Origin of the sequence: Asticcacaulis machinosus (assembly GCF_028550435.1) — a bacterium.
Classification (GTDB): Bacteria; Pseudomonadota; Alphaproteobacteria; order Caulobacterales; family Caulobacteraceae; genus Asticcacaulis; species Asticcacaulis machinosus.
Map to the genome: position 1 here is coordinate 501,871 of NZ_JAQQKV010000002.1, position 18,623 is coordinate 520,493.

15 protein-coding genes are annotated in these 18,623 nt (G+C 58.5%); 12 read left to right on the forward strand and 3 right to left on the reverse strand.

Features of this window, described 5'->3' with window-relative positions:
* The first annotated feature begins 4 nt into the window (after window positions 1–4).
* The 5 genes from PQU98_RS10710 to PQU98_RS10730 all read left to right on the forward strand — a co-directional run bounded on the left by PQU98_RS10710 (window position 5) and on the right by PQU98_RS10730 (window position 5,409).
* Entirely contained in the window at window positions 5–784 is a 780-nt protein-coding gene (locus PQU98_RS10710) for an enoyl-CoA hydratase-related protein (RefSeq protein ID WP_272744937.1), read from the forward strand.
* A complete protein-coding gene (locus PQU98_RS10715) occupies window positions 777–2,537 on the forward strand; it encodes an acetyl/propionyl/methylcrotonyl-CoA carboxylase subunit alpha (protein WP_272744938.1) in 1,761 nt (586 codons plus the stop codon). The genes PQU98_RS10710 and PQU98_RS10715 overlap by 8 nt, the downstream gene beginning before the upstream one ends.
* Window positions 2,530–3,696, forward strand: a complete 1,167-nt coding sequence (locus PQU98_RS10720) for an isovaleryl-CoA dehydrogenase (RefSeq protein WP_272744939.1) — start codon at window positions 2,530–2,532, stop codon at window positions 3,694–3,696. The genes PQU98_RS10715 and PQU98_RS10720 overlap by 8 nt, the downstream gene beginning before the upstream one ends.
* 166 nt (window positions 3,697–3,862) lie before the next feature.
* A complete protein-coding gene (locus PQU98_RS10725) occupies window positions 3,863–4,759 on the forward strand; it encodes a hydroxymethylglutaryl-CoA lyase (protein ID WP_272744940.1) in 897 nt (298 codons plus the stop codon).
* Window positions 4,760–4,863: 104 nt separating this feature from the next.
* Entirely contained in the window at window positions 4,864–5,409 is a 546-nt protein-coding gene (locus PQU98_RS10730) for a DUF4142 domain-containing protein (protein WP_272744941.1), read from the forward strand.
* On the opposite strand, the gene PQU98_RS10735 is transcribed toward PQU98_RS10730, so the two are convergent.
* A complete protein-coding gene (locus tag PQU98_RS10735) occupies window positions 5,406–5,885 on the reverse strand; it encodes an Lrp/AsnC family transcriptional regulator (protein ID WP_272744942.1) in 480 nt (159 codons plus the stop codon). The two genes, PQU98_RS10730 and PQU98_RS10735, sit on opposite strands and share 4 nt — an antisense overlap.
* A 170-nt stretch (window positions 5,886–6,055) precedes the next feature.
* Between PQU98_RS10735 and PQU98_RS10740 the strand changes: the two genes are divergently transcribed.
* Genes PQU98_RS10740 through PQU98_RS10755 form a run of 4 tightly spaced genes read left to right on the forward strand, consistent with a single transcriptional unit; the run spans window position 6,056 to window position 12,056 of the window.
* Window positions 6,056–9,475 (forward strand): indolepyruvate ferredoxin oxidoreductase family protein, encoded by a 3,420-nt coding sequence (locus PQU98_RS10740; RefSeq protein WP_272744943.1) that lies wholly within the window; start codon window positions 6,056–6,058, stop codon window positions 9,473–9,475.
* Window positions 9,468–10,541: a Leu/Phe/Val dehydrogenase gene (locus PQU98_RS10745; protein WP_272744944.1), complete on the forward strand. Its 1,074-nt coding sequence runs from the start codon at window positions 9,468–9,470 to the stop codon at window positions 10,539–10,541. Before PQU98_RS10740 ends, PQU98_RS10745 begins: the two co-directional genes overlap by 8 nt.
* Window positions 10,542–10,550: 9 nt before the next feature.
* Window positions 10,551–11,561: an enoyl-CoA hydratase/isomerase family protein gene (locus PQU98_RS10750; RefSeq protein ID WP_272744945.1), complete on the forward strand. Its 1,011-nt coding sequence runs from the start codon at window positions 10,551–10,553 to the stop codon at window positions 11,559–11,561.
* Window positions 11,562–11,621: 60 nt separating this feature from the next.
* Window positions 11,622–12,056, forward strand: coding sequence for a cupin domain-containing protein (locus tag PQU98_RS10755; protein ID WP_272744946.1), 435 nt, complete (start codon window positions 11,622–11,624; stop codon window positions 12,054–12,056).
* A 176-nt stretch (window positions 12,057–12,232) separates the two neighbouring features.
* Here PQU98_RS10755 and PQU98_RS10760 read toward each other — a convergent pair whose 3' ends face one another.
* Window positions 12,233–14,596: a TonB-dependent receptor gene (locus PQU98_RS10760; RefSeq protein ID WP_272744947.1), complete on the reverse strand. Its 2,364-nt coding sequence runs from the start codon at window positions 14,594–14,596 to the stop codon at window positions 12,233–12,235.
* Between the two features lie 278 nt (window positions 14,597–14,874).
* Here PQU98_RS10760 and PQU98_RS10765 point away from each other — a divergent pair, with 278 nt between their 5' ends.
* From PQU98_RS10765 to greA, 3 genes are all read left to right on the forward strand, one after another.
* Window positions 14,875–15,873, forward strand: coding sequence for a glycoside hydrolase family protein (locus PQU98_RS10765; protein ID WP_272744948.1), 999 nt, complete (start codon window positions 14,875–14,877; stop codon window positions 15,871–15,873).
* Between the two features lie 67 nt (window positions 15,874–15,940).
* Window positions 15,941–16,696: a 2-dehydro-3-deoxy-D-gluconate 5-dehydrogenase KduD gene (gene kduD, locus PQU98_RS10770; protein ID WP_272744949.1), complete on the forward strand. Its 756-nt coding sequence runs from the start codon at window positions 15,941–15,943 to the stop codon at window positions 16,694–16,696.
* Between the two features lie 185 nt (window positions 16,697–16,881).
* A complete protein-coding gene (greA, locus tag PQU98_RS10775; RefSeq protein ID WP_272744950.1) occupies window positions 16,882–17,361 on the forward strand; it encodes a transcription elongation factor GreA in 480 nt (159 codons plus the stop codon).
* Window positions 17,362–17,367: 6 nt separating this feature from the next.
* On the opposite strand, the gene PQU98_RS10780 is transcribed toward greA, so the two are convergent.
* Window positions 17,368–18,495 carry a calcium:cation antiporter gene (locus PQU98_RS10780; RefSeq protein ID WP_272744951.1) on the reverse strand — a complete coding sequence of 376 codons (1,128 nt, stop codon included), beginning with the start codon at window positions 18,493–18,495 and terminating at the stop codon, window positions 17,368–17,370.
* Window positions 18,496–18,623 lie beyond the last annotated feature (128 nt).

Genomic DNA, 18,623 nt, shown 5'->3' on the forward strand with positions numbered 1-18,623 from the left:
TCTGATGTCTTCCTTATCTCTGCACATTGCCAATGGTATTGCCCGCGTCATTCTGAACCGGCCGGAACGGCACAATGCCTTTGATGGTGCGCTGATTGATGATCTGGAAGACACGTTTGGGCTTCTGGCGCGGGATGCTGCGATCCGTGTCATCGTCCTGACCCATAGCGGGCATAATTTCTGTGCCGGGGCCGATCTGGAATGGATGGCCCAGACGGCGGCGAAACCAGAGGCCGAAAACCGCGCAGACGCCCTGAAGATGGCGCGGATGTTTCAGGCCATAAACACCTGCCCGAAGCCGGTTATCGGGCTGGTGCGCGGCCGCGCCATCGGCGGCGGTGTCGGGCTGGTGGCGTGCTGTGATATCGTTATTGCCGCGCCCGATGCCAGTTTTTGCCTGAGCGAGGTTAAGCTGGGCCTGATTCCGGCGGTGATATCGCCGTTTGTGACCGCAAAAATCGGTGTCTCACAGGCGCGCCGGTTTATGATCAGCGCGGAGACCTTTGATGCCGCCACAGCCCTGCGTATCGGCCTGATCCATCAGGTGTCCAGCGAGGAAGAGGTTTTGACGGCCAACCTGATTACGGGTCTGATGTGCAATGCGCCCCAGGCTATGGCGGAGGTCAAAACTCTTCTGACGGAGGTGGCGGATAAGGCCATTGATGATAATCTTCTGAGCCTGTGCGCCGACCGCATCGCCGACCGCCGCGCCTCACGCGAAGGGGGTGAGGGCATGCAGGCTTTTCTCGATAAGCGCAAAGCCGATTGGGTGCCGGATGTCTAAAACCGTGCGTAAACTCCTGATCGCCAATCGCGGCGAAATCGCCTGCCGCATCATTCGCACCTGCCAGCGGATGGGTATCCGCACGGTGGCGGTCTATTCCGATACAGACGCCCGTGCCCTGTTTGTGCAACAGGCCGATGAAGCCTATGCTTTGGGCGGGGTGACGGCGGCTGAGACTTATCTGCGTGGTGACCGGATCATTGATATCGCCAAAGCCTGCGGTGCCGATGCCATCCACCCCGGCTATGGTTTTTTGTCGGAAAATGCCGAGTTTGCTAAAATGTGCGCTGAGGCGGGCCTGATCTTTGTCGGGCCATCGCCGGAATCGATGCGGGCCATGGCGCTCAAAGGGGCGGCCAAGGCCCTGATGGAAGCTGCCGGTGTGCCGGTCACCCCCGGCTATCACGGCGATGATCAGTCGCTACAAATCCTGCAGCAGGCGGCAGAGCGGATCGGCTATCCGGTGCTGATCAAGGCGGTGGCCGGTGGCGGGGGCAAGGGTATGCGCCGCGTTGACAGTTCAGATGATTTCGCGTCTGCTCTGGCCGCCGCGCAGGCCGAGGGGCAAAAGGCGTTTGGCGACCCAAAGGTATTGATTGAAAAATACATCACCCGCCCCCGTCATGTGGAGGTGCAGGTCTTTGGTGATCGTCACGGGCAGGTGGTGCACCTTTATGACCGCGACTGTTCGATGCAGCGCCGCCACCAGAAAGTGATCGAAGAAGCCCCCGCCCCTGACCTCAGTGTCGCTACTCGTCACGCCTTGCACAGCGCTGCGGTGCGGGCGGCTCAGGCCATCCATTATCACGGCGCGGGTACGATCGAGTTCATCCTCGATACGCAGACGGATGATTTCTATTTTATGGAAATGAATACCCGGCTTCAGGTCGAGCATCCGGTTACGGAGATGATCACCGGCCTTGATATGGTCGAATGGCAGATCCGGGTGGCGCGCGGTGAGCCCCTGCCGTTGACGCAGGATCAGATTACGCAAACCGGCCATGCCCTTGAGGCCCGTCTCTATGCCGAAAACCCTGAGGTTGATTTTATGCCGTCGGCCGGTCGCCTGACGCAACTGGAGTTTTCGGCGCAGGCTCGCATCGATAGCGGGGTGCAGGCGGGCGATGAGATCAGCATCTATTTTGATCCCATGATCGCCAAGCTTATCGTGCACGGTAAGGATAGGGCGGCGGCGATTGCGGCCTTACGTCAAGCTCTGATCGATACGCGGGTTGAGGGGCTGACCAGCAACCTCAGCTTTCTGCGCCGCCTGATTTCGGCACCGGCGTTTACAGCGGGCGAGATTGATACCGGTTTTATCGAGCGTCACCGCGAAGACCTGATGATCCCGTGGCCGGATATTGCGCAGCATAAATCGCTGTCAGACCCAAATTCACCGTGGGATGCCACCGATGGCTGGTGGCTTAATCAGCCGCCGGTCAGCCCGCCCGATCTGCGCCGTTTCAACGCCCGTAAGGATTACCGCCCAACTGGCCCTGTGGCGATAGAGGCCCCCATGCCCGGCGCGGTGGTGGCCATTGAGGTCTTTGAGCATGCCCGCGTCACCAAGGGCCAGCCCCTACTGGTGCTGGAGGCCATGAAGCTTCAGCATACGTTGAAGGCGCCCTGCGACGGCATAGTGACTGAGTTGAGCGCCGCTATCGGTCAGCAGGTGCGCGGTCATGTGGTGCTGATGACGATCATCCCGTTTGGTGATGCGGAGCCAGTGATAAGGAGAGTAGCTGATGTTTGATTTCCCGCACCTGAGCTTTGGTCATGATGACGATATCGCGGCCCTGCGTGATCTGGCGGCGCGCTTTGCCGCGCGTGAGATCGCCCCTCTGGCGGCCGCCGCAGATCGTGAGGATCAGTTTCCCATGCACCTGTGGCGGCTAATGGGTAAGGCGGGTTTATTGGGCATCACCGCGCCGGAAGTCTATGGCGGGTCGGGTCTGGGCTATCTGGCCCACACCATCGTTATGGAAGAAATCTCACGGGCCTCGGCCTCGGTCGGTCTGTCATACGGCGCCCATTCCAACCTGTGCGTCAACCAGATTGTGCGCAATGGCAACGAGGATCAGAAGGCCCGCTACCTGCCCAAACTGATATCGGGTGAGCATATCGGCGCGCTGGCCATGTCCGAGCCGGGGGCGGGATCGGACGTAGTGTCGATGACGCTTAAGGCCGACAAACGTGGCGACCGCTATGTGCTCAATGGTACCAAGATGTGGATTACCAATGGCCCCGATGCCGATGTGCTGGTCGTCTATGCCCGCACGGGCCCTGATGACGGCGCGCGCGGCCTGACCGCCTTTCTGGTCGAAAAGGGCTTCGCAGGTTTTTCCGTGGCGCAGAAACTCGATAAGCTGGGGATGCGTGGATCGCACACCGGTGAGCTGGTGTTTGAAAACTGCGAAGTGCCGGCGGACAACGTGCTGGGTGCGGTTGGGCGCGGCGTCAATGTGCTGATGTCGGGGCTGGACTATGAGCGGGTGGTGTTGTCGGGCGGGCCGCTGGGGATCATGCGGGCGGGGCTTGATATCGTCATGCCCTATGTCCACACACGCAAGCAGTTCGGTCAGTCCATCGGCACGTTTCAGCTCATGCAGGGGAAGCTTGCCGATATGTACACCACCTGGGGGGCGTGCCGGTCTTATGTCTATGCGGTGGCGCAGGCCTGTGACCGCGGAGAGACAACCCGTAAGGACGCGGCGGGCTGCATCCTCTATGCGGCGGAAAAAGCCACCTGGCTGGCGGGGGAAGCGATCCAGTGTCTCGGCGGCAATGGCTATGTCAACGAATATGCCACCGGCCGCCTGTGGCGCGATGCCAAGCTGTATGAGATCGGGGCTGGTACGTCTGAGATCCGGCGGATGCTGATCGGGCGCGAACTGTTTGAGGATACGAAGTGATGCAACTGGCCCCTCACAGGTTTTTAAGGGCCCCTCACAGGTTTTTAAGGGCCCCTCACCCTAGCCCTCTCCCCATTTTAATGGGGAGAGGGAACTCAAAAACCTCCTCTCCCTGCGTGCGGGGAGAGGGTTGGGGTGAGGGGCAAACGGCAATGGGTGAGGTGCAATGACCCGTCCTGTCCGTGTGACCCTGTACGAAGTCGGCCCGCGTGACGGCCTGCAATCCGAAGCCGTCACGGTGCCAACGCCGGTCAAGATCGACCTTATCAACCGCCTGTCGAGAAGTGGTTTGACGCACATCGAAACGGCCAGTTTTGTCGCCCCCAAATGGGTGCCGCAGATGGCCGACGCTGAAGAGGTTATGGCCGGTATCGCGCGGGATAAGCGGGTGACCTATAGCGCCCTGACCCCCAATCTCACCGGCTATGGGCGGGCGGTGTCGGTGGGGGTTGATCGGGTCGCGATCTTCGCCTCGGCTTCGGAAAGCTTTAGCCATAAAAACATCAATGCCTCAATTGCCGACAGCCTGATCCGTTTTGCACCCGTACTGACCGCAGCAAAAACCGATCACGTGCCGGTCAGGGCCTATGTCTCCTGCGCCATCGCCTGCCCCTATGAGGGCCGGATTGCCCCCGAAGCGGTGTTAAATGTGGCGCAACAGTTAATCGATATGGGCTGCTATGAAGTGGCCTTAAGCGACACCACCGGGGCAGGCACACCAGCGGATATGGCACGGCTGTTGGATCATGTCCTGCCGCACATTCCGGCGGACAGGCTGGCCGTGCATGTGCATGATACCTACGGGCAGGCGCTGGCCAATATTCTGACCGCGCTTGATTACGGTATCGCCACGTTTGATTCTTCGGTCGGCGGTCTGGGGGGCTGCCCCTATGCCCCCGGCGCGTCAGGCAATGTCGCTACCGAAGACCTGCTCTATATGCTGAACGGACTGGGGATTGAGAGCGGCGTTGATCTTGAGGCCATCATAGAGACGGCGTGGTTCATCAGTGACGCTCTGGGCCGTCCGCCGCGCTCGAAACTGGCGCTCGCCACAGGCCGTTAAGCTGGCCCCACTAAGTTGGCCTTGACGGGCCGTGCGTTGGAGTCTCATTCAAAACTTATATTCAGCCCCTTATAACTGGGTCACAAGTTACGGAGGGACTGGACATGCGTCATCTGCGATTGGCCATAGGTATCTTGGGACTGGCCGGCCTTGCCCTGCGCTTGGCTGAGGATGTGCGCTTGCACCGTGTGCGTAAACGTCTGGCGCGGGTATCCGATGAAACCTTTCTCAAAACGGCCCGCAGTGTGAATGCCTTTGAAAGCAGTCTGGCCCGTCTGGCGCTGGAAAAATCGACCAATGATGACGTGCGCGCTTTTGCCGACCATGTGCTGGAAAAAGAAGGTGAAGTGACCAACGATCTGATTGAGATCATGGATGTGAATTTGGTGACTGAGGCTGACTTCAAACCGATCTATCATGGCTGGGTTGACGATCTGCAAAAGGCCAACCTCGACAGGTTCGATCAAAGCCTTGTCGATATTGGCCAGACTGTTTATCAGGGCGCAGTGTCGGTATTCGAAGCCTATGTCCGCGATGATGCCACAGGCCCGCTTAAGGACTATGCCGCCCGCAATATTCCGCGCCTTCAGGCCCGCCTCAGCCAGCTTCAAGGGCTCGATCTGTCGGTTCCGCAGCCGGTTATGGCTTAAACCATAGGTGAAACATCGCGCTTGAGACGGCGCAGACAATAGATCGAGCGGGTGTGCTTTATGCCCTCGAACTTCAATAATTTTTTGCGCAGGAAGGTCTCATAGCCCTCCGGTCCATCGACGGCGACGATAATCACATAATCGAATTCGCCGGTCGTCAGATAGACATCGATCACTTCGGGCAATTGCTGAAGGTGGCGTGAAAAGTTCTCGATCTTTTCGTCGTCATGGTTTTCCAGATTAACCTCGACAATAAAGGTATCTGGCCGCCCGACCTTGGCCTGATCGAGTATAGCTACATAGCCAGAGATGATGCCGGTTTCTTCCAGCCGTTTGATCCGCGACCAGCACGGGGTCTGCGATAATCCCACCTGATCGGCAATCTCCTGCGTCGTCAGGCGACAGTTTGTGCGCAGCAATCTGAGGATTTTCCGGTCGGTGTCGTCCAGCCCTTTGGCATCGGTGGTTCTCGGCATTTTCCTGTTTCCGGCTGTAAATTTTATTCTACGATAACATATATTTTCAGAATTTCATTCCGGATATTTGCGCAATACACGCAATGATCAGAAAGTAATTTTGCCTATTCGGGGTTACTCTTTCCTAAAAATAAAGTTCGTTTCGGCGATAAAAGTTATAGGAAACGCCTATGCGTACCGGTGTGACGCTTGAGGATAAATACAGGTTAAGCGATGGGCCAGCCTATATGACTGGCGTTCAGGCGCTGGTGAAGCTGCCGTTGATGATTGCCGCTCGCGACCGCCTGAACGGGCTTAATACCGGCGGATTTATCTCCGGCTATCGCGGCTCACCGCTCGGCACCTATGATCTACAACTTGAACAGGCCAAAGCCTATCTTGACGCCGTCGATATTGTGGTTCAACCCGCAATCAATGAGGATCTGGGGGCGACCGCCGTGTGGGGATCGCAGCATGTACCGCTGTTTCCTGGGGCCAAAAAAGATGGCGTATTTGGCCTGTGGTACGCCAAGAGCCCCGGTGTTGACCGCTCAGGCGATGCACTGAAACACGCCAATCTGGCCGGTACGTCGCGCTATGGCGGGGTGGTCGCGTTGGTCGGGGACGATCCGGCGTGTAAGTCATCCTCCTTGCCAAATCAAAGCGACCATGCCCTGATCGATGCCGAAATCCCGATCCTTGCCCCGTCCAGCGTCGAAGAAATCCTCGACTTTGGTCTGCGGGCGATTGAGATGTCGCGCTTTGCCGGCTGCTGGGTGGCGCTGAAAACCGTCTCCGACCTGATGGATGGCGGCGCCAGTGTGAGCATCCCGTCACTTGGTTTCACACCCCATCTGCCCGATATAGACCTGCCACCGGAGGGGCTGCATATCCGTGTGCCTGACCCGCCACAGGCCAAGGAATTCCGTCACCGCCATTTCCGCCTGCCCGCCGCTGTGGCGTTCGGTCACCTCAACGGCCTTGACCGGATCGCGCTCAACGCACCACGTGCGCGCTTAGGGATTGTGGCGTCGGGCAAGGTATTCCATCAGGTGATGGAAGCGCTCAGTCTGTTGGGGCTTGATGCCACCGCCTGCCGCGATGTGGGCTTGCGGGTATGGAAGGTCGGTATGGTCTGGCCGCTGGATGGGCAAGCCGCCACCGCTTTTGCCCGTGGACTGGAAACCGTGCTGGTCATCGAAGAGCGCCGCGATGTGATTGAAAGCCAGCTTCGCAATGCGCTTTACACCCTGCCCGATCGCCCGCGCATCCTCGGCAAAAAAGACGCCGACGGCCAACCGCTGGTATCCGAGGTGCTGGAACTGGAAACGGTCGAGGTAGCGCTGGCCATCGCCCATATCATGCCTGATGACGCGGTTGCACCGGAGCGTTTGCGCATGTTATCGGCCCGCCACCACAGTCGCGAACAGACGGTGCCGGTTCATATCCGTAAGCCCTATTTCTGTGCCGGTTGCCCCCATTCGCGTTCGACCACCCTGCCCGAAGGATCGCGCGCTCTGGCGGGGATCGGCTGTCACTATATGGCAACCTTCCTGCCGCGACGGTCTGAGCTTTATACCCATATGGGGGCGGAAGGCATCACCTGGATGGGGCAGGCCCCGTTCACCGATGAGGGCCATGTTTTTGCCAATCTGGGCGACGGCACCTATTTCCATTCCGGCATACTGGCCCTGCGTCAGGCGGTCGCCGCCAACTTAAATATTACCTATAAAATCCTCTATAATGATGCCGTGGCCATGACCGGTGGTCAGGCGGTGGACGGCTATCTGACGCCCGCCCTTCTGGCGGCTCAGGTGGCGGCGGAAGAGGTAAAGACCATCGTCTTTGTCTCGCCCGAGCCTGATCGCTGGCGCCATGATCCGGCCCTGCCCGCGGGTGTGACCTTCCGCCACCGCGATGAGCTGGAGGCCGTACAGACTGAACTACGCGCCACCAGGGGCGTGACGGTGCTGCTCTATGATCAGGCCTGCGCCACCGAAATGCGTCGCCGCCGCAAACGCGGTCAGGCCCCGGCCCTGACGCAGCGGGTCTTTATCAATGAGCGGGTGTGCGAAGGCTGCGGTGACTGCTCAGTCAAATCGGCCTGTATCGCGGTCGCACCCAAAGAAACTGAGTTCGGCACAAAACGTGAGATTGATCAGTCGGCCTGCAATGTCGACACCTCATGCCTAAACGGTTTTTGCCCCAGCTTTGTGACGCTTGAGGGGGCTCAAGCGAAGCGGACGCCCGCCGACGCCATGACGGGGATTATTTCCGATTTACCAGAAGTGACCCCACCTTTATTGAACGGCACCTTCAATCTGCTGATCACCGGCATTGGCGGGCTAGGGGTGACCTCATTAGGGGCTATTCTGGGCATGGCCGCCCATATCGATGGGCTACACGTCACCGCCGTCGATCAGCAGGGTCTGGCCCAACGTGGCGGGGGAGTCGATTCCCACCTACGCCTCAGCCCGCAAGGGGCCGCCATAAATGGCCCGCGTATCCCGCTCGGTCAGGCCGATGTCGTCATCGCTGCCGACATGGTGCAGGCTCACGCCAAATCAACCCTGCCGCTAATGAACCCTGACAAGACCGTGGTGATGTTGAACGCCGACCTGACCTCGACGGCGGATTTTACGGTCGATACCCGCACCCGCTTTGATCAGAGCGCCATGACGCGCCGGGTCAGGCTGGCCAGCAAAACCCTGACTGAGATCACAGCGACCGGACTGGCGCGGCGCTATCTGGGCGACGGCGTCTATGTCAATATGATCCTGCTGGGAGCGGTGTGGCAGGCGGGTTTGATCCCGCTATCCCGCGCCGCCATTGAACAGGCGATCCGGCTTAACGGGGCTGATGTCGAGGCTAACCTGCGCGCCTTAGCTCTGGGGCGGGCCCATCAGGCGGGGCGACTTTCAGAGCCCGTGGTCGCGCCCGCAACGTTTGATCTTGAGGCCTTTGTGGCCCGACGCGTCGTGGACCTGACCGCCTATCAGAACGCTGGCTATGCCGAGGATTATCTGACCTTGGTGGATCGCGCCCGTGCCACCGGTCATGCCGGATTCGCTGAGGCCGTGGCGCGCAATTTCTATAAGCTTAAGGCCTATAAGGACGAATACGAAGTCGCCCGCCTGCATACCGACCCTGAGATGACAGCCCTGCGTGACGCCCAGTTTGAGGGCACATCAAAGGTCAGTGTCTGGCTGGCTCCGCCGCTGATGACGCGTAAAGACCCCGCGACAGGGCTACCGAAAAAAATGCGCTTCGGGCCGTGGATATTCAACGTCTTTGCCGTGCTCAAGCGCTTCAAGGGTTTGCGCGGGACGATGTTCGACCCGTTCGGCGCAACGAATGAACGGCGGCGGGAGCGTCAGATGATCGACGACTACCGTGTACTGATCACCCAATTGTCGGCGAATTTTAACCCTGCCAGGGCCGCGGTTTGTGTCGCTCTGGCCCGTCTGCCCGAAGAGGTCAAAGGCTACGGCCACATCAAGCTTAAATCCATTCAGGACATGCAGTCCCAGCGTGACGCCCTGATGACGCGCCTGTCCCAACCGGTTGCCAAGACCGAAATATCCCAAGTTAAGGAAGTGCTCCATGTTTGATCATCCCGATTTCGACCACCACGAAAAGATCCTTGAGGTCGACGATCCGGATACCGGCCTTAAGGCGATTATCGCCATCCATTCGACCGCGATGGGGCCGGCGGCAGGCGGGTGCCGGTTATGGACCTATGACAGTTTTGGCGATGCCCGCCGTGATGCGCTCAGGCTATCGCGCGGCATGAGCTATAAGAACGCTATGGCCGATCTGCCGCTGGGCGGCGGTAAGGCGGTTATTCTGGGGCCGGTCGCGGTTGAAGATCGCGCCGCCCTGTTTCGTGCCTTTGGCCGCGCGGTCGACAGCTTGGGCGGGCAATATATCACCGCCGAAGATGTCGGAGTCGGGGTGGCCGATATGCAGATCGTGGCCGGTGAGACGCGTTTCGTGTCGGGTCTGGCGACGGGTGCGGGCGGGGTTGGCGGTGATCCGTCACCCTTTACGGCACGCGGGGTGCGCGTCGGTATCGAAGCGGCGGTGCGTGCTCGTCTGGGCCGCGATAGTTTGATGGGCATGCGCGTGGCGGTGCAGGGACTGGGCGGCGTCGGTGGCCACCTGTGTCAGGAACTGCATGAGCGCGGGGCGCGGCTGATCGTGGCCGATATCAATCCCGATCGGGTCGCTCTGATGCAGTCGCGCTATCAGGCCGATATTGCAAGTGTCGACAGTATATTGCTGCAGGACGCCGATGTTATTGCCCCTTGCGCTCTGGGCGGGGCGATCACCGAAGATGTGGCGGCGCGACTGAAAGCGCCGATTGTGGCGGGCGGTGCCAATAACCAGCTCCTGACACCCAGGGCCGGTGAGATATTGGCTGAACGTGATATTTTGTATGCGCCGGACTATGTCATCAATGGTGGCGGGATTATCATGGTCAGCGGCGAATATCTGGGCGGCCAGACCTTGGAGGGCGTGCTGGCTCAGGTCGATGCCATCGGGCCGCGGCTGGAGGGTATTTTTGCGGCGGCTAAACGTGACGCTCGCACGACGCAGGATGTGGCCGATGTCATGGCGCGAACCAAGCTGATGGCGGCGCGGCAGATGAAGACACGCATCACCGAAACCGTGTAAAAGCGGCGCATGACCTCAGACCTGATTGTCCGCCGATATGGCCCTGTGGGCCGGATCACCCTGAACCGGCCCCAAGCCCTGCATGCCCTGACCCTTGCGATGGTTGAGGCGATGACGCAGGCGTTTAGTGACTGGCGCGATGATCCGTCCGTGGCACGCATCCTGATCGATCACACTGAGGGGACGCGCGGTTTTTGCGCCGGGGGTGATATTCGCGCTCTGGCTGACAGCGTGCGTGGCGATGGCAAGCTGATGGAGGCGTTCTTCGCCGCGGAATACCGGCTGAATGTGGTGATCCATAATTACCCTAAGCCGGTTATCGCCCTGATGGATGGCATCGTCATGGGCGGTGGGGTCGGCATTTCCGTGCATGGCTCACACCGAATCGCGACGCAAAATACCGTATTTGCCATGCCGGAAACGGCGATCGGGCTGTTTACCGATATCGGGGCAGGCTGGTTCTTATCACGTTTATCCGGTGAGTTGGGCACATGGCTGGGCCTGGCCGGGGCGCGCCTGAAAGGGGCGGATGTAGCCACCGCCGGTATCGCCACCCACTATGTGGCTGATGCGCAGGCCTTTAAAGCGGGGCTTTTGGCTGGCGGTAATATAAGCAATCACGCGGCCCCAATGGTGGAACCTGCCTATGGGCCGCACATGGCCGAGATCAACCGCGCATTCGCCTTTGATACGGTGCCTGAGATTATCACAGCCCTTGAGGCCGGAAGCGACTGGGCGCAGAGACAGGCCGATATCCTGAAAACCAGTTGTCCGGTATCGATGGCCGTGACCCTGAAACACCTGCGGATGGGCCGCGCCATGACCCGTTTTGAAGACGTGATGGCTCAGGAATACCGTCTGGCGCGCCGCCTGACCCGCAGGGCTGACTTTGCTGAGGGGGTGCGCGCCGTGGTGGTCGACAAGGACCAAAATCCGCAATGGTTGCCCGCCCGACCCGTAGATGTCGATAACGCGCTGATCACGGAACTCTTCACACCTCTGTCACCTGAGTTGTTCTAAGGCGATAATACGACTAAGTTGGTAGGCTTAACACCATAACCGATACGGGAGGCCTGCCGCATGACGCCTGAAACGACCGCCCCTACTCAGACTAGCTCAAAACAAGCCGCTATCGTCCTTGGCCCTGCTGAAGGGCGCCGCTATCCGCTCGGTCGGATGACCAGCATCTTTAAATCGGATGGCGAAGAAACCTCCGGCCGTTATTCGATCTCGGAATGGTGGCTTGAGCCCTATACCCGCGGGCCGGGCAAGCACGTCCATAGCGACAACGAAGACATTTTTTACGTCGTCGAAGGGCGCGTCGCCTTCCTGGTCGGGGATCAGTGGATCGACGCCCCTAAGGGGTCGTTCGTACGCGTGCCCGCCGGCGTGATCCACGATTTTGAAAACCAGTCACCCGACCGCGCCGGTGTGCTCAATATCTATATTCCCGGCGGTTTCGAAGACGATATGCCGGGGATCGTTGACTGGTTTCAGAAAAATCCGGTGGACTAGATCATTATGGTTTCAGATAGAAACATAATGATCTCGTTTTATTTTATCCCCTCGCCGGGCGGTGGCTCCGCCACCTTGGCCGCCGCGCACACGGCGGCTTGAGCGGAATGCTTCAGAGCAATCATTCCGCTCTAAAACCATAAAAAACCCCGGCCTTAGACCGGGGTTTTTTATGGTTACATCGGGCCGCCACCGGGACCACCGGGGCCGCCTTGCCCGCCGCCCCAGTTGCCGCGCGGACCGCGTGGACCCATCGGCATGTCGTCCTGTTGCTGGCTGCCGCGCACTTCACCAAAAACATAGCGCAGGGTGAGATAAGCGACCTGCCCCTGCTGCTTGCGCTCGCGGATGCCTTCCTGAGTGTCGCTGCGGGTATAGGTCTTGGTATTGGCCGATTCAAAGATATCGGTCACGTTCAGAGACAGGAACAGCTTGTTGCTGAAACGATGTGAGTAGTTGACGTTAGCCGTGGAGAACGGATCGGTATAGCTTTCGCGATCGATACGTTTGCCCTGTACGTTGACGTTTACGCCCAATGTGTCTTTGGCCGTAATCTTGTATTCAGCATTCATCCGTCCACTGACGTTTGTACCGGTGCGCTCATACGGCAGATAGTTGCGATCATAGGACTGCACCTCGAAATAGGTAACCGTGCCGGAGGCCCGCAGGCGCAGTTTGTCCGTCATCTTGCCGTCGAACGACATTTCAAGGCCGCCCGATTGCTGTTCACCCAGATTGGCGCGGGTACGCAGCAAAACCGTATCGGAGATATAGTAGCTGACTGGCGCAATAACCTTTGAGTCCTTGCTGTAGAAGGCTTCGACATTATAGCTGTAGCCGCTTTTCTGGTATTCGTAGCGGACGCTGAACTTATCGGTTTCCTGCGGCTTCAGATCGGCATTACCGGCAGAGGCATATTGATCGCTGTAATAGACAATAGTCGGGTCAAGCTCCATCGCGCCCGGACGGCGGATGCGGCGCGAATAGCCCAGACGCAGGCGTTCGGCCTGAGACAGGATATAGCTGACGTTCACGCTGGGGGTAACATTAGTGTAGTCGCTCTTGCCGCCCACGCCGGTCTTGATTTCGACATCGGTGCGCTCTACCCGCAGGCCGCTGCTGAGACTCAGCTTATCCGTATAGGCCTTGCTGTAATTGACATAAAAGGCGCTGATGGTTTGCACGATATCCGTGATCGTGTCCTGATCCGGAATGAGCGAGGTGCCGCCCGTGCGCTGGTTCAGAGTGCGGCTATAGCTTTTCTGGTTCTGGATATCGAAACCGGTCGACGCATCCCCACCCCACAGTCCGTGGGTATAGTCACCGCTCAGGTTCAGCAGCTTTTCCTTGGTGTCGCGGTTATTGCGGTCTGTGCTGTCGGTGCGTGCCGGAACGGCATAGCTGTAGAGGGTCGAGTTTTCACTCTGGCTGTCACCGGTATTTTCCGAATAGCGCAGATTGAATTTCAGCGTTTCGCCTTCGGTGTCGCCTTTGTGGTCAAACCGCAGGGTGCCTTCAACCGTTTCATTGTTGTTTTCACCGCGGCTGATGCGGTTATAATCCTGCGTCAGGACGTCGTTGACATCATAGATCAGGCTGTGGCTCAGGCCGCTGTTGCTGCCTTCACGGCGCTGATAGCTGAGATTACCCGCCAGGGTATCGTTGTCGTTGATCTGATAGTTCAGCCCGCCGTTGATCGACATCATATCGCTCAGGCGCGGATTATAGCTTTCGGTGATAGCGCGGGTCGTTTCACCGGTCAGGGCATTGATGCGCTTACGGTCATCGGTAGATTCATTGGGTCGACCATCGTGACGGATATTGACGCTGCCATTCAGGATCAGCTTGGGCGAAATCTGCCGGCTGGCCGAGAAATTGGCACCGTAGCGGTCATCCGAACCCTTGTTGAGCGTGAGAGTCGGTTTTTGCTGCACAAAGCGGCCGCGCTTCATGACAATATTAATGATCCCGCCGGAGCCTTCGGACGAAAACTGCGCGCCCGGATTATTCATGACCTCGATCGTATCGATGTCCTCAGACGACAGGCTTTGCAGGGTGGCCGCACGGTTCTCGCCCTGCAAGGCGGTGGACGGCTTGCCATCAACCAGAATCGTGACGCCAGACCCGCGCAGGGTGACATTGCCTTCCGGATCAACGGCCACGCCCGGCACCTTGTTCAGGGTATCGGCGGCGACGCTGACCGGGGTTTCGGCATCGGTCTTGGGGTCATAGACCTGACGGTCGGCGCGGTTTTGCGGGCGATCAGCCGCCACGGTCACGGTCGTGGTCGGGCCTTCCTGCGCTTCGGCCTCAGCCGGGGCGGTCTTGAGCGGTTCATCAGGTTTCTTTTCCGTTGCGGGCGGCTGAGCCTGAGCCGGGGTTGTCGTCTGAACTGGTGTCTGAACCGGCGTTTGGGCTTGAGTCTGGGATTGCGCCCATACGGGGGCCGCGATCACCAGCGCCGCCAGGGTGCCAAGCGCCGTGCCGTTCCTCAAAGCACGAAACCGCGAAACAGACAGAGATAGATTATTATTTTTCATTATTAGGTCTTCTTCGGAAGAGTGGCATTTGTCGGATTATACGCAAGGCCTGTTAAATTTCCGTCGGATATATGGCAAGGAGTCTTGCGGCCAAAAGATGTTCAGCCCGGATTGGCATTGCGCAGATGCAAAAATGACGCACTTTATGTCAGGGATGTATGAATCTTTTCTTTAGTGAAAATATATGCGTGAAACCTTTAAGCTTTTACGGGGATCACTGCCTGTGTATGATCTGAATTGATTGTTTGAGATCAATAATAACATAGCGGGAGAAAACCATGCGATCTGTTTTTCTGGCTTTTAGCCTTATGTGTGCAGTTGCACCTGCGGTTATGGCTGAAGCGCCAAAGCCACTGTACCGCGACCCGGTGTTTGACGGGGCGGCGGATGCCTCAATTGTCTATGATGCCCCTAATGCGCAGTGGAAGATGCTCTACACCAACCGCAGGGCATCGCTGAAATTTCCTGACCCCAAGGATGTGCGCTGGGTCCACGGCACGCCGATCGGCATTGCGACCTCAGCCGACGGCATCACATGGCGCTATGGCGGGCAGGCGACGATCCCGCAAAGCTGCACCGGTGAGACCCTGTGGGCGCCGGAAGTGTTTAAGGACGGTGACACCTGGCATATGTGGCTGACGGTTGTGCCGGGCGTGTTTGCCAACTGGAATCATCCGCGCAAGATTGTCCATCTGACCAGCACAGATCTCAAAACATGGGACTGTGGCGAAACGCTTGATCTGGGTGATAAGGTGATCGACGCCAGCGTCATCAAAATCGGTGACGGTTACCGCCTGTGGTTCAAGGATGAACGTAAGGGCTCGCGCCTGTTCGCCGCCGATTCCAAAGACCTCAAGACCTGGATGCGTCATGACACGCCGGTCGTCGATATCGCCGCCGAAGGCCCGAAGGTGTTTCGCTTTAAGGGCCGCTACTGGATGGTGGCCGACGCGTGGAAAGGCCTGATCGCTTTAAGTTCTGAGGATGCCACAAACTGGACGCTGCAACCGGACCGCCTTCTGGAGCAGCCCGGCACGCAGCCGACCGACACCAATAAAGGCCAGCATCCGGATATTGTCGTGAATACAGATGATAAAGGCAATGAACGGGCCTTTATCTATTATTTCGTCCACCAGCATAATGAACCTGAGGCTAAGACCGATCCTTACTGGAACCAGCGCACGGTCATTCAGGTCGCTGAACTGAAATATGACGACGGCAAGCTAACCGTTGATCGTAACGCTAAGGTCGATGCCCGGCTTTATCCGCCGAAATAGGGTTGATCCGTCCGAAGGGGGAGGGCTATAGCTAAAACCTTCCTCCTCAATGGTTTGTGAGCCTGCTATGTCCCATCTGTTCGACCTTACCGGCAAATGCGCCCTGATCACCGGCGCCAACCGCGGACTGGGGCAGGCCATGGCGGTCGCTCTGGCTGAAGCGGGTGCTGATATCGCCACCGTTGGCAATAATACGCCGGATGAAACCCAATCCAAGGTCGAGGCGCTGGGTCGTAAATTCGTGTTCATCAAGGCCGACCTGACCTCGACCGCACCGATCCCTGAGATTGTGACCACGACGATTTCGGCCTTGGGCGGGCTTAATATCCTGATCAACAATTCCGGCATCATCCGTCGCGCCGACAGCGTTGACTTTACCGAAGAGGATTGGGACGCGGTGATGAACGTCAATATCAAGTCGGCGTTCTTTATGTGTCAGGCCGTGGGCCGCCACATGATCGCGCAGGGGGCAGGCAAGATCATCAATATCGCCTCCATGCTGTCTTTTCAGGGCGGCATTCGGGTGCCGCCCTATACGGCGTCAAAGTCCGGCATTGCCGGCATTACCAAGCTGCTGGCCAATGAGTGGGCCTCAAAAGGCCTCAATATCAACGCCATTGCGCCGGGTTATTTTGCCACCGATGTGACCTCCCAACTGCAAGCCGATGCCGAGCGCAACAAGGCGATCCTTGACCGTATTCCCGCTGCACGCTGGGGGGAACCTGACGACCTGAAAGGGGCCGCGGTGTTTCTGTCGTCCAAGGCTTCGGACTATGTCAACGGCGCGATCATTCCGGTAGATGGCGGCTGGCTGGCGCGGTGAGGCGGTCGAGAATAGTTTTGGGTACAGTCATTATCGTGGCCGTTCTGGCTACAATTTGGGCATGGCCAAAAATATCCCGCTTTATCGATGATGATGTTTGCTTAGATTCAGGTGGTCGGGTTGCGAGCGACGGAAGCTGCGAACATTAGGCTGGCATTATCCGTCAGTAATCCTACACTGCGCCTATGAGTGTTGCCTTTACCAAAGACGAAGATCACGAAGCCGCCGCCGCCAATCTGCCTGACCGGCCGATCTCGCCCCATCCTAATCTGGTCACGCCACAGGGCCTGAGCCAACTGGAAGCCGCCTTTGCCGAGGCCAAGGCGGCCTATGGTGCGGCGCAGGCGTCGGGCAGCATCAACGAAGACCGCACCGCTATGGCACGGGCAACGCGCGATCTGCGCTATTACACGGCGCGTTTAGGCTCGGCCCAGCGCATCGCGCCGGTCAGTCATCCTGAAACGGTCGTGTTCGGTTGTATGGTCACGATTGCGCGCGATGATGGCCGCAGACAGACCTTTCGTATAGTGGGCGAAGACGAAGCCGATCCGGCTCAGGGCAGCATTTCCTATGTCTCGCCGCTGGCCCGCGCCCTGCTGGGTAAAGCGGTCGGTGATGACGCGCAGGTAGCGGGTGCCGATATCGAAATCACCGCCATCGCCTAAATGAGGTTACGGCACGATCGTCACAAACAGATAGGCGCTGAAGATCACCAGATGGGTGACCCCCTGAAGGATGGTGGTGCGTCCAGTCCCCAGTGAAAAGATCGAGACGATAAACGACAGGAACAGCAGGATCATCGATTTGGGGTCAAGCCCAAGTGACAGCGGCCAGCCCATGATAACCGATAAAACCGCAACTGTCGGTATGGTCAGGCCGATGGTCGCCAACGCCGAACCGAGCGCCAGGTTAAGACTGGTCTGAAGGCGGTTGCGGCGGGCGGCCTTGACGGCGGCCAAACTTTCGGGCGCCAGCACAAGGGCCGCGATCAAAATACCGACAAAGGCCAGCGGCAGACCCGCCGAAGCCACCGACTTTTCAATATGGGGCGACAGGCTTTTGGCCAGCAGCACGACCCCGATCAGGGCGGCAATCAGCGCCCCCAGAGCAATGAGTGTCTGTGTGTGGGTGGGGGGCTCGGCATGGGCATTCTGAGACAGATCACCATCACCTGCGGGCAGGAAATAGTCGCGGTGGCGCACCGTCTGCACCAGCACAAAGGTGCCATAAAGGATCAGGGACACAATGGCCACGAAGATAAGCTGTGGCGGCGAATAGAACGAACCGGGGGCCGATGAGGTGAAATTGGGCAGGATCAGCGACAGGGACGCCATAGCGGCCAGCACACAAAGGGCCGAACTGACGCCGCGCAGCACAAATTTCTGCTCATGGTGACGGGCACCGCCGACCAGAAGACATAGCCCCACAATGCCGTTCATAATGATCATCACCGCCGCGAAGACCGTGTCGCGCGCCAGTGTGGTTTTATCGCCATCGCCGGACATCATCAGCGACACAATCAGGGCCACTTCGATAATGGTGACGGCAATGGCAAGCACCAGAGTCCCGAAGGGCTCACCAACCTTATGGGCCACGACCTCAGCATGGTGAACCGCGGCCAGCACGCAACCCATCATGATAATCGCCGCGATGATCACACCGGCCAGTCCCAGATAGGCGACATGCAGCAGGATCGCCAGCACACCCGCCACCGGCACGACAAGGCTCCAGATCGGCAATACCGGTACGTCCTTGGCGTGGGCCGTCTTAGCGGTGTCGGGATTGCCGGATTGGGCCATGCTTAGTCCTTTAAAAAATCGTTCAATTCGTCCCCCGAATTAACCCCTACGGAATTAATCCCCTATACGGCGGCCCATGTCCACCTCAAGGGATTGATTTAGTTCGATTTCAGGTCAAATTTTTATGA

Bases quoted from the DNA above. Each gene is read 5' to 3' on its own strand.
- PQU98_RS10710 (WP_272744937.1), top strand. From the start codon at position 5: ATGTCTTCCTTATCTCTGCACATTGCCAATGGTATTGCCCGCGTCATT.
- PQU98_RS10715 (WP_272744938.1), top strand. From the start codon at position 777: ATGTCTAAAACCGTGCGTAAACTCCTGATCGCCAATCGCGGCGAAATC.
- PQU98_RS10720 (WP_272744939.1), top strand. From the start codon at position 2,530: ATGTTTGATTTCCCGCACCTGAGCTTTGGTCATGATGACGATATCGCG.
- PQU98_RS10725 (WP_272744940.1), top strand. From the start codon at position 3,863: ATGACCCGTCCTGTCCGTGTGACCCTGTACGAAGTCGGCCCGCGTGAC.
- PQU98_RS10730 (WP_272744941.1), top strand. From the start codon at position 4,864: ATGCGTCATCTGCGATTGGCCATAGGTATCTTGGGACTGGCCGGCCTT.
- PQU98_RS10735 (WP_272744942.1), bottom strand. From the start codon at position 5,885: ATGCCGAGAACCACCGATGCCAAAGGGCTGGACGACACCGACCGGAAA.
- PQU98_RS10740 (WP_272744943.1), top strand. From the start codon at position 6,056: ATGCGTACCGGTGTGACGCTTGAGGATAAATACAGGTTAAGCGATGGG.
- PQU98_RS10745 (WP_272744944.1), top strand. From the start codon at position 9,468: ATGTTTGATCATCCCGATTTCGACCACCACGAAAAGATCCTTGAGGTC.
- PQU98_RS10750 (WP_272744945.1), top strand. From the start codon at position 10,551: ATGACCTCAGACCTGATTGTCCGCCGATATGGCCCTGTGGGCCGGATC.
- PQU98_RS10755 (WP_272744946.1), top strand. From the start codon at position 11,622: ATGACGCCTGAAACGACCGCCCCTACTCAGACTAGCTCAAAACAAGCC.
- PQU98_RS10760 (WP_272744947.1), bottom strand. From the start codon at position 14,596: ATGAAAAATAATAATCTATCTCTGTCTGTTTCGCGGTTTCGTGCTTTG.
- PQU98_RS10765 (WP_272744948.1), top strand. From the start codon at position 14,875: ATGCGATCTGTTTTTCTGGCTTTTAGCCTTATGTGTGCAGTTGCACCT.
- kduD (WP_272744949.1), top strand. From the start codon at position 15,941: ATGTCCCATCTGTTCGACCTTACCGGCAAATGCGCCCTGATCACCGGC.
- greA (WP_272744950.1), top strand. From the start codon at position 16,882: ATGAGTGTTGCCTTTACCAAAGACGAAGATCACGAAGCCGCCGCCGCC.
- PQU98_RS10780 (WP_272744951.1), bottom strand. From the start codon at position 18,495: ATGGCCCAATCCGGCAATCCCGACACCGCTAAGACGGCCCACGCCAAG.